The sequence below is a fragment of the Helicobacter muridarum genome, from assembly GCF_000765805.2.
Lineage (GTDB): Bacteria > Campylobacterota > Campylobacteria > Campylobacterales > Helicobacteraceae > Helicobacter_A > Helicobacter_A muridarum.
On record NZ_JRPD02000021.1, the window covers coordinates 25,867 to 35,887 of the forward strand.

Here is a 10,021-nt window from a genome sequence, read left to right on the forward strand (position 1 = left end):
TAAGTTGCAAATATAGGCATATCTTTTGCTTAATATTTTGGATTAATTAGGGGACAAAAGGATATAACGATGAAAAAAAGGATATTATTTCTTTGCACATTATGTTTGATAAGTTCTTTGAATCTATACGGTGCAGATGATGAAAAACCAAATCAAGATTCACAATCTGGAACATCTGCGCAAAGCTCTAATAACGCAAATAGCAACAACATAGCACGAGGACCAGTAACTAATGTGCCACAAAATGGGGGTTATGATTTAAGAGATCCAAGATATTATGATGGTAGATATTATGGAGGAGGATATTATCAACCAAGCTATCCTAGTTACTATGGTCCGCAGAGATATGACCCATATGATCCTAGAAACTACGGTCAATATTACGATCCTTATGATCCTAGAAATTATGAGAGATACTACTATCCACCTATATATCCAATATATCCTCAAGGTATCCCATCTAATGGCACGCAAGATGACAATGTTGCAAATAAAAATCAGTCTAAAGATGATGCAAAAAATGAAGTTAAATGGTTCGATGACAACAATAAGCAGCCACAGATACAGCTAGCACCTCTTCCTCCACCTGACATTGCGATTAGCTACGCGCCTAGAATTCCACCTATGCCATATACGCCTAATAACGTAAATGTATTGCTACCTAGCTACAAGTCTCCAAGAATAGATGATCCGCTAGAAAATGCTTTAGCAGATCCAAAAAGTGCTAGTGCAACACTAAATGCAGGAATAGACGCTGCTAGAAAAGGCGATTACAAGAAAGCTTTAAATATGTTTAATACTGCATGCGACCAAGGTAACCCAGCGGGTTGCTTTGGTGTTGGAGTAATGTTTATGTATGGCGCGGGTGTCCAAAGCGATACACAAAAAGCAATTAGATATTATCAAAAGGGTTGCGCTGGAGGAGATCCTACTGCATGCGCGAATCTTGGTATGATTTATGACGAAGCTCCAAATATGGGCAACAATAAGCAAAAAGCTGCTGAAATGTATATGACTGGTTGTGCGGGAGGAGACATAGAGGCATGCAATAATATTGGATGGGCTTATGCAAATGGTTCTGGAGTTCCAAAAGATATTAATAAAGCACTGCAATACTATAGATTCGCTTGTGATGCGGGAAGTCAACTTGGTTGCTACAATCTAGGGCTATTAAACAATGCAAGTAATGTTTATGGAATTGATGCCGCGAAGATGAATCCCGTGGATTTGAACTTCGTTGCTTGTAATGCTGGTGATATTGTGGGTTGTGCCAATCTTGGTTATATTTATGCGCAAGGATTAGAGGGTGCGCCTAGAAATTATGGGCTAGCAGCTCAATACTTTAATACTGCTTGCATTGGCGGCGTAGCAAGTAGTTGCAATAATCTAGGTGTGTTATATGAGCAAGGTAGAGGTATTACACAAAATTCAGGGCAAGCCTTAGAAATGTATAGCTTGGCATGCGAAGCCGGGCTATATAATGGCTGTGATAACTATAAAAATCTAAAAGCAAAGATTAGAAAATAACTCTTCAGCAAATTAAATATAAATTAAAGCTAATAAGTCTTAAAATAAAAAATAAATAATGCTAGAAAATTAAGACTAGCTTGATTTTGCTTATCCAAAGAAAATATAAATTTAAAATAAAATCTAAATTTTCATAACTAAAAGATATTTATGGCAAATTTGATAGACTAAAATTAACTAAATGCGAACAAGAAATACATTTGATGAAAATCAAATTGAATATAAGTATTTCGGCGTTAGTATAAATTTATCATTGGAGTCTAAAATGTCTAAACTCAAATATAAATATATTAAATTTAATTCTAAAGATATTATGCAAAAAACAAATAATCAATCGATAGGAATTGAATCTGATTTAATGGATTATAATTCTAAATTATATTCCAAATGCCCATCAAGCCAAAAAATAAAATATAGCAAACTCTCACTAACATTAATATCTAGATCTGTAGTTTCTAAATCTAGCTCTGGCTTTAGTATGATTGAATTATTATTTGTCATTGTTATATTGGGAATCTTGGCTAGTTTAGCCTTGCCTAGATTGCAATTGTCTCGCACAAATGCTATGAGCGTAGCAATACAAAGCGACATACAAACCATAATAACTAGTACCCAAGAATATGCCATTACGTCTGAATTGCTCCTGCAAAATGCAAATCCAAGATGGCTTATATCATTCCTACATTTATCACCACAAAGATGGGTAGTAAGCGGAGATATGCTAAAGATTGCCAAGAATGGAGTTGTGGATTCTCAAAATGATTGCGTTAGTATTCGCTTTGATGGTGTTGATTACTTACAAATACTATTTAATCAGAATTTAAACTCAAATTTATGTCAATCATTGCTAAAAAACTATAGTGGAGATATATCAGTTCCTCTCAATATAGCGATATAGCCACAATTTTAAATTTATGCTTAGTGTAAATAACTTGAAATTAACCATACTAATAATGATAACAACTTTTAAGTTATACTAATATTATAGTTGATTATTTATACTTAAATAAAACATTAGATTAAAATTTGGGAATTCTTCTTTTATATGTTCATTCTATAACGATGCGACTTATGCTTAAATTATAAACTGGCTTAAGATAAACTAGCAAATTAAGTTATATGAGACTAATAATCCCTAACTAATAATTAATCTTAGAATTTGCTTCCTCAGTCTCCATCATCTGCTTATTAATAGAATCTAACCTTGCATCAATTAAAGCTAATTGGAACTGCAAGAATCCAAGCACAAGCTTTAGCTTAGATTCTGCCTTGCCTTGCATATCTGCATTGTCTTCTGACCATAATTCATCTTGCCTTAACCCTTCAAATAACACAAAAAGCCTTTCTTTAAAGCTCTGCAAGAATTCTATCTCACCTGTATTCACACCAAAGGTAATATCTTTAAAACCTTTCTCATCGACACTATTTTCTAGCTCATTTAATGTTTGCAATACAACATCTTTTAATTCCATTGGCTAAACCACCCTATAAGATTATGTGGATCTTCTTTAAAAATGTCAATCTTCTTTTCTAATAAAGCAAGATTCATATTTCTTGTTATCATTTGCGGATTTGTCTTATACTTTATAGCCAGCTGATTTGCCTTAAGACCTATTCTAGCCTCTTTTATTATGCTTGCATCTGGATTCTTAGAGTCTTTTTCTAGCACCTGCTCAAAAAACGAAATAGCCTCCTTATATCTGCCATTCATCTCATAAATATAAGCTAGACTTAATAACTTTCTGCTCAAATTACTGCTCCAATATCATTTTTGCAATCAAGTCTCCCATTTCTTCGCAACCTATCACTTTTGTAGCACCAAAAATAGCTAAATCCCTACTTCTTATGCCATGATTAAGCATATTATCTATGGAATCTCTAATAGACTTTGCTATTTCAATCTCATGAAAACTAATTTCAAACATCATAGCAACACTTAAAATACAAGCCATTGGATTAGCAATATCTTTTCCAGCAATATCTGGCGCACTGCCATGTATTGGCTCATACAAAGCATAAGAATCTCCTATGCTAGCACTTGGCAGGAGTCCAATAGAGCCTATAAGCTGACTTGCCTCATCGCTTAAAATATCACCAAATATATTTTCTGTTAATATCACATCAAAATCTCTTGGATTCCTAATAAGCTGCATGCTAGTATTATCAACATATTGATAGCTTAACTCTACATCTGTGTATTGACTTGCTATTTCTGTTACAACTTGCCTCCATAGCTTACTTACATCTAGAACATTTGCCTTATCCACTAGACAGAGCTTCTTGCGTCTCTTTTGTGAAAGCTTAAAGGCATAATGAGCAATACGAGCAATCTCGCTCTCGCTGTATATCATGTTGTTAAATCCCACTCGTTCGCCATTGCGAACCTCAATGCCACTTGGTTTGCCAAAATAAGCTCCACCAATTAGCTCTCTAACAACCACTAGATCCACATCTTTAATAACATTGGGCTTAAGAGTGCTAGCCTCAATAAGAGATTCAAAAACAAAAACAGGGCGAATATTTGCATAAACTTGCAAGCTTTTGCGCAAACCCAACAAGCCACTTTCTGGTGTATCATAGGCAGACAACGCAGAATCTTTGTCCTTGACATTTAAATTAGAAATACCACCTATTTGTTTATCCCATTTTGGACCACCCACTGCTCCAAACAAAACGGCATCAGCTGCCTTACAGCCATTAAGAGTTGAATCTGGAAGTGCACTATTACATTCATCAAGTGCTGCACCACCAACTAAGTATTCTTGAGTTTGAATATCAATGTTAAATTTTTTAGATATGGAATCTAATACCTTTAAGGATTGATTGCTAACCTCAACGCCTATACCATCACCCTTTAGAATTGCAATATTATATGTCCTCATTTATCCCTACCTAATATTAACTATCTTGCTCTTTGCATACTGCATAAGCCCGCCCATATCCAACAATTCCTGCATAAATGGCGGAATAGCATGAAAATTGTATTCTATATTTTGAGTTTTATTTACAACCCTTTGAGAAGATAAGTCTACATCTAGCTCGTCTCCCTCATTAATGGAATCTATACTGCTCTTATCAATCTCTAGAATAAGCAAGCCGGTATTAAAGGCATTGCGATAAAATATTCGAGCAAAATATGGCGCAAGTACTGCCCTAATACCAGCCTCACGAAGTGCCAAAGGAGCATGCTCTCTACTGCTACCGCAACCAAAGTTATCGCCTGCTACAATGAAATCTCCATGCTGTATTAGTTGGGCTACTCCCTTCCTACCATCTTCAAATATTTTTTTTGCCAACTCTTTGCCATCACTTGTATTAAGATAACGTGCAGCAATTATTACGTCAGTGTCAATATTATCACCAAATTTCCATGCCCTACCCATCATATTCCTTATGATTTATTTTATGAATTATAACTTAAAGCTAACTATAAATACAGCACAATTAAGTTAGACTAACTTAGTCTTGAAAACTGTTCTATAGACTTAGCCAACTCTTCCAAACTATTATCAATATCGCCATTTTCCATGCCATCTCGCATGCAATGTCTTATATGATTTTCTAAAACAATTTGTCCAACCTTATGTAAAGCAGATTTTGCAGCATTAATCTGAATGAGAATATTAATGCAGGACTGACCATCATCTATCATTGTGTCAATGGCATTAAGCTGACCAATGATTTTTTGCAATCTAATATGAGTATTTTTTGCAATCTCTTTTTCCATAATTATTCCCTTAAAAGTCTTTATATTATGTTATTATATCCGAAAATAGAATTTTAAAATGGGGTATTGTGGATAAGTTCATGATTAAGTCGATTTTTTTTATTTTAGTTATAATTTTTCCATTTTTTATTCCTCTTTATTCCGCGCCAAACATATCTAGCTTATTAAATCGATGCAATCAATTCAATAACAAAACTTCATGCACAGTATTAGGCGACATATATTACACAGCAGATGGTGTTACTATAGACTACGACAAAGCGCGTGAATTTTGGGAAAAGGCATGCAATTTGCAAGAAATGAATGCATGCTACAATCTAGGAATCTTATATCAAGAGGGGCAGGGAGTAACAGTTGATATAAAAGAAGCTATAGAATATTATACAATAGCATGTGAGGGGGAACATCCTGCTGCATGTCTTAATCTCGGATATTTCTATCAGTATGGGAAAGGGGTTGAAGTTGATGAGGTAAAGGCTAGGAAATTTTATATTATTGCTTGCAAAGGAGATAAAGCAAACGCATGCTATGGATTAGGAAATTTATACTTCTATGGCAAGGGTGGCAATACAGAATATGAAAAAGCGGCAGAAGCTTATGCAAAGGCTTGTGAACTAGACCACGATGACGCATGTGATAATCTTGGGGTTATGTATTCTAAAGGCGAAGGTATAGCTCAAGATTATGACAAGGCACAACGATTCTTCACTAGAGTTTGCGACAAGAAAAAAGTTGGAGCTTGTTATAACTTAGGAATCTTATATGATTATGGATGGGGAGTTGAACAAAGCTACCCTAGAGCCATCGAGCTATATAATTTCGCATGCGACAGACATCATGTAAAGGCTTGCTATAACTTAGGCATTTTATATAATAAAGGATATGGAGTTAGCATTGACTATCCTAAGGCGATTGGATTTTACACAAAGTCCTGCAATAGAAAGCATTCCCCTGCTTGCTTCAACTTAGGTGCTTTATATTTCACAGGAGAAGGAGTATTAGAAGACAAGGAAATAGCTAGTAAATATTTTGCTATGTCTTGTGCCTTAGGCGATAAAGAGAGCTGCAATAGGAGCACTCATGACAATGAGACTTTAAAAAGAGATTCTAAAGATAGCACAGAACGAAGAACGCAGAATAAAATGAACAATGAAGACACAAATGATAAAACGAATACTAGTAAAAACAAAGATGAAAATATAGAAAAAAGCATGAATGAAGTGAAAAATATTATAAATAACATTCATGAAGAAAACATAGACATAGACATCATAAACAATTTCGGATAATCAATCTAAATATAAATGAATTAAGGAATTAAGATTCAAAAATCCCAACAAACGTAAATAAAACTACTCAAAATACAAAGTTATAAAATAAATAGGCTAATATATTTAGCTACACATACAATATAAAGTAGAGCTAATTCCAATATCTACGCTATAAAATCTCCTGTCTTTATTCCGATTATAAACTATTAGGAATTATCGGCTTGGAATAAAATCCATATGGATTGAAACAGTAGTTAAGCCACAACTCCTAAATTATTCAGAAGCATTATGAAATAACCATGGGACAAGTTCGCTAATCAAATATAGCATCTTATTAGAAAACTAAAAATCAATTAATAAGGAAATACGATGAATTCAATAAGGACATTTTATATATATTTCCACAATATCCTAGCCTTTTTTATTCTATGTGTTGCTTGCAACATGATGTTAATAACACCGCTTAAGGCAGAGAAAAATGGATGGTTTATAGGAGCCAACTTAGGCGGAGCACTTGCTACCAATGCTAGTTTTCTAAAAGAAAATGGGGATAACTCTGGCAGCATTATGCTTAGCACAGGGGTATCGATAGGAACAAAATTCGGATATCAAGCTTTTTTTTCTAAAAATGGAGGTATGAGATTCTATCTATCTGCTGTTACAACCATTGGTGTGTATCCAGATACAATAAATGTTTCAGGTTCTGATACTCCTGTTGTTATGGACTTATATATACTAGGAGATATTAATGCAGATTATCTATACAATTGGAGTGAGGGACAAGCCTTTAGTGCTGGGTTCTTTATTGGGTTTTTTAGCGGCTCGTTAGTCGGAATACCGATTAAAAACCCAAATCCCACAGCCTCTAACTCACTAGGAATAACAGCTGGCGCAAATCTTGGTATAAGAACAGTAATAAATGTAAAACATCAAATTGAGTTTGGTGTAAAAGCTGGTATGGCATTATTCTTTGGCACAGTTACAAATCAACAAGGTGATAGTAATGTATTTACTAACATTGGGGCAATCATGTATGGTAGTGCAGGATATATATATAAATTTTAGATTCCAAAAATTAGATTCTATAAACATATAATCTTTGGAAGAATGTTGTTCTTTTGAAAATACGAATATATACTAGGTTCTAATAATAGAATTGATTCTAGTAAAGATTAAATTTAGTATTAATATTTTTTCTAAAAAAGATATAATAACTAGTATTGTTTATTAACATATACTAAAATAGACTTACAAAAGCAGCATAGTATACTGCATACCAAAAGCAAAATACAATGACAAAAGATTATGAAGAATCAAATCTATGTTTCGTCTCATAACACGAATACAATAAAACAAACTAAATCAAGTCAACATCAAGCAAAGCAAGATATACAAAATAAAAACGCTATGAGGTTTCACTTTAGTCTCACAAAAAAAATCATAACCATTGTTCTAGTTATAACTATTGGCTATGGCATTGTGCTTGCAATAGCATTTTCATTTGGTGGAGTAAGCTTTGCCGAGCTTGATAGGCAGATTCTTTTTGAATTACGCGCGCCGCGTATACTTATGGCTATATTAGTTGGGGCATTATTAGCTAGTTCTGGCGTAGTCGTGCAAAGTGTCTTTGCAAACCCTCTTGCTGATCCATATATAATAGGCGTTGCATCAAGTGCTACACTCGGAGCGGTAAGTGCCTATCTATTGGGCTTAAGTGATGTATATTATGGCATCTTAGGTTTTATATCAAGCGTAGGTATTAGCTTACTTATATTTGCTATTGGTGGACGCAAAGATATGTCTACATTGCTCATGATTGGCATTGCTATTAGCTCTTTTCTTGGTGCCTTTACAACATTTGCAATATATCTAATAGGAGAGGATAGTTTTAAAATTACAGCATGGCTTATGGGATTCTTTGGAAATGCAAATTGGGATAGAGTATATATACTTTGCTTGCCAACAATATTTTGTATGATGTATTTCTTTAGCAAAAGATTAGAGCTTAATATTATATTGCATGGCGATGATGAAGCAAGATCGCTAGGTGTCAATGTAGGAAGATTAAAGATTAAGTTGTTAGTTGTATCTAGTTTGGCTGTTGGATTTTGTGTAGGATTTAGCGGGCTAATTGGATTTGTAGGGCTAATTATTCCACATATATTACGTCTGTTTTTACGCAATAGTAATCATGCTATTATTTTACCGCTTAGTTTTTTGCTTGGTGGATTGTTTTTGCTTGCTTGCGATTCCTTTGGGAGAAGCATTTGGTCGCCCATTGAGATTCCAATTGGAGCAATTACTGCATTTTTTGGCGCGCCATTATTCCTATATTTAGCCTTAAAACGAAGATAAATTATGATACATATTCAAAATCTTCACTTTTCATACGAAAACAAGGAGGTTTTAAGGGATATTTCACTGCAGGCAAAAGAGGGAGAATTACTTGGAATCTTAGGAGCAAATGGCTGCGGCAAGTCAACATTACTAAAGAATATGCTAGGTTTTTTAAGACCGCAAAAAGGACAAATTACAATCAATGGAGAAAGTATATCCTATCTAAAACCCAAAGAATTAGCAAATATGCTTAGCTATATTCCACAAAAAAGCATACTTAGCATGCCATTGAAAGTATTTGATGTGCTTTTGGCTGGTAGATATGCAAAACTAAAAAATCCGCTATTAGGTTATCAAGATGCTGATTTTATGATAGTGGAGGAAGTAGCAAAAGCATTAAATGTATGGGAGTATAAAGAGCGAATTGCAAATACACTAAGTGGAGGTGAATTTGGCAGAGTGCTGCTTGCACGCGCTCTTGTAAACTCACCAAGAATATTATTACTTGATGAGCCTACTAGTGCCATGGATCTTCATTATGCTGTAGAAATGCTCTCAATACTGCACTCTCTGATACAAAAACATAGAATCTGCGGAATAATAGTTATACATGATCTAAATCTAGCAGGACTATTCTGCGATAAAGTAGCACTTATGAAAAATGGTTACATAGTTGATATAGGAGAACCAAAAAAGTTGTTTGAATCTAAGAAGCTTGGGGAAGTTTATCAAGGATTAAAATGCGAAGTAATAGAGCATAATGGCAATAAAATTGTAATTCCAAAAGTTTAGATTCTAATTTATGTCTACATACAATAACAATATTTTCCTAATTATCTATTGCATATAGATTTAAATTGTTGATTAGCAGATTAAGTCTAAATATTTGAAAAACAACTTTATAAAATTGAAAAAATGCCGATTTGCATGCAACAAGCAAGGATGCTTGGGATATTTTTAAAAATATAATCACAAGGAGTGACAAATGGCTTTTCAAGTCAATACTAACCTAAATGCGTTAAATGCGCATGTGCAGAATGTCGTTACACAAAGAGGTTTAAAAGATTCTTTGGAAAAGTTAAGTTCAGGTTTGAGAATCAACAAAGCAGCAGATGATGCTTCAGGTATGACTATTGCAGATAGTTTGAGAAGTCAAGCT

12 protein-coding genes are annotated in these 10,021 nt (G+C 34.1%); 7 read left to right on the forward strand and 5 right to left on the reverse strand.

The annotated features are described in order from the left end of the window. The first annotated feature begins 69 nt into the window (after positions 1-69). Positions 70-1,527, forward strand: coding sequence for a tetratricopeptide repeat protein (locus LS73_RS07935; RefSeq protein WP_052089513.1), 1,458 nt, complete (start codon positions 70-72; stop codon positions 1,525-1,527). Between the two features lie 265 nt (positions 1,528-1,792). Further along, positions 1,793-2,425, forward strand: a complete 633-nt coding sequence (locus tag LS73_RS07940; RefSeq protein WP_052089512.1) for a type II secretion system protein — start codon at positions 1,793-1,795, stop codon at positions 2,423-2,425. A 241-nt stretch (positions 2,426-2,666) separates the two neighbouring features. Here LS73_RS07940 and LS73_RS07945 read toward each other — a convergent pair whose 3' ends face one another. The 5 genes from LS73_RS07945 to LS73_RS07965 form a co-directional block, all read right to left on the reverse strand. After that, the gene (locus tag LS73_RS07945) at positions 2,667-2,999 is read right to left on the reverse strand and encodes a CiaD-like domain-containing protein (protein WP_034557239.1); all 333 of its coding nucleotides are present in this window, start codon (positions 2,997-2,999) and stop codon (positions 2,667-2,669) included. Next, positions 2,990-3,277 (reverse strand): tetratricopeptide repeat protein, encoded by a 288-nt coding sequence (locus tag LS73_RS07950; RefSeq protein WP_034557237.1) that lies wholly within the window; start codon positions 3,275-3,277, stop codon positions 2,990-2,992. Before LS73_RS07950 ends, LS73_RS07945 begins: the two co-directional genes overlap by 10 nt. 1 nt (position 3,278) lies before the next feature. Beyond that, positions 3,279-4,409: a 3-isopropylmalate dehydrogenase gene (gene leuB, locus LS73_RS07955; RefSeq protein WP_034557234.1), complete on the reverse strand. Its 1,131-nt coding sequence runs from the start codon at positions 4,407-4,409 to the stop codon at positions 3,279-3,281. A gap of 6 nt (positions 4,410-4,415) precedes the next feature. Beyond that, a complete protein-coding gene (locus tag LS73_RS07960; protein ID WP_034557232.1) occupies positions 4,416-4,913 on the reverse strand; it encodes a 3-isopropylmalate dehydratase small subunit in 498 nt (165 codons plus the stop codon). Between the two features lie 68 nt (positions 4,914-4,981). Next, positions 4,982-5,254 carry a metal-sensing transcriptional repressor gene (locus LS73_RS07965; protein WP_034557231.1) on the reverse strand — a complete coding sequence of 91 codons (273 nt, stop codon included), beginning with the start codon at positions 5,252-5,254 and terminating at the stop codon, positions 4,982-4,984. Positions 5,255-5,334: 80 nt separating this feature from the next. Here LS73_RS07965 and LS73_RS07970 point away from each other — a divergent pair, with 80 nt between their 5' ends. From LS73_RS07970 to LS73_RS07990, 5 genes are all read left to right on the forward strand, one after another. Continuing rightward, a complete protein-coding gene (locus LS73_RS07970) occupies positions 5,335-6,543 on the forward strand; it encodes an SEL1-like repeat protein (RefSeq protein WP_081955502.1) in 1,209 nt (402 codons plus the stop codon). Positions 6,544-6,894: 351 nt separating this feature from the next. Further along, the gene (locus LS73_RS07975) at positions 6,895-7,590 is read left to right on the forward strand and encodes an outer membrane beta-barrel protein (protein ID WP_034559457.1); all 696 of its coding nucleotides are present in this window, start codon (positions 6,895-6,897) and stop codon (positions 7,588-7,590) included. A gap of 342 nt (positions 7,591-7,932) precedes the next feature. Then, positions 7,933-8,880, forward strand: coding sequence for a FecCD family ABC transporter permease (locus LS73_RS07980; protein WP_052089534.1), 948 nt, complete (start codon positions 7,933-7,935; stop codon positions 8,878-8,880). 3 nt (positions 8,881-8,883) lie between these two features. Beyond that, the gene (locus tag LS73_RS07985) at positions 8,884-9,654 is read left to right on the forward strand and encodes an ABC transporter ATP-binding protein (protein WP_034557226.1); all 771 of its coding nucleotides are present in this window, start codon (positions 8,884-8,886) and stop codon (positions 9,652-9,654) included. Positions 9,655-9,847: 193 nt separating this feature from the next. After that, the coding region (locus LS73_RS07990; protein WP_459562225.1) for a flagellin N-terminal helical domain-containing protein at positions 9,848-10,021 on the forward strand (174 nt) is incomplete at its 3' end.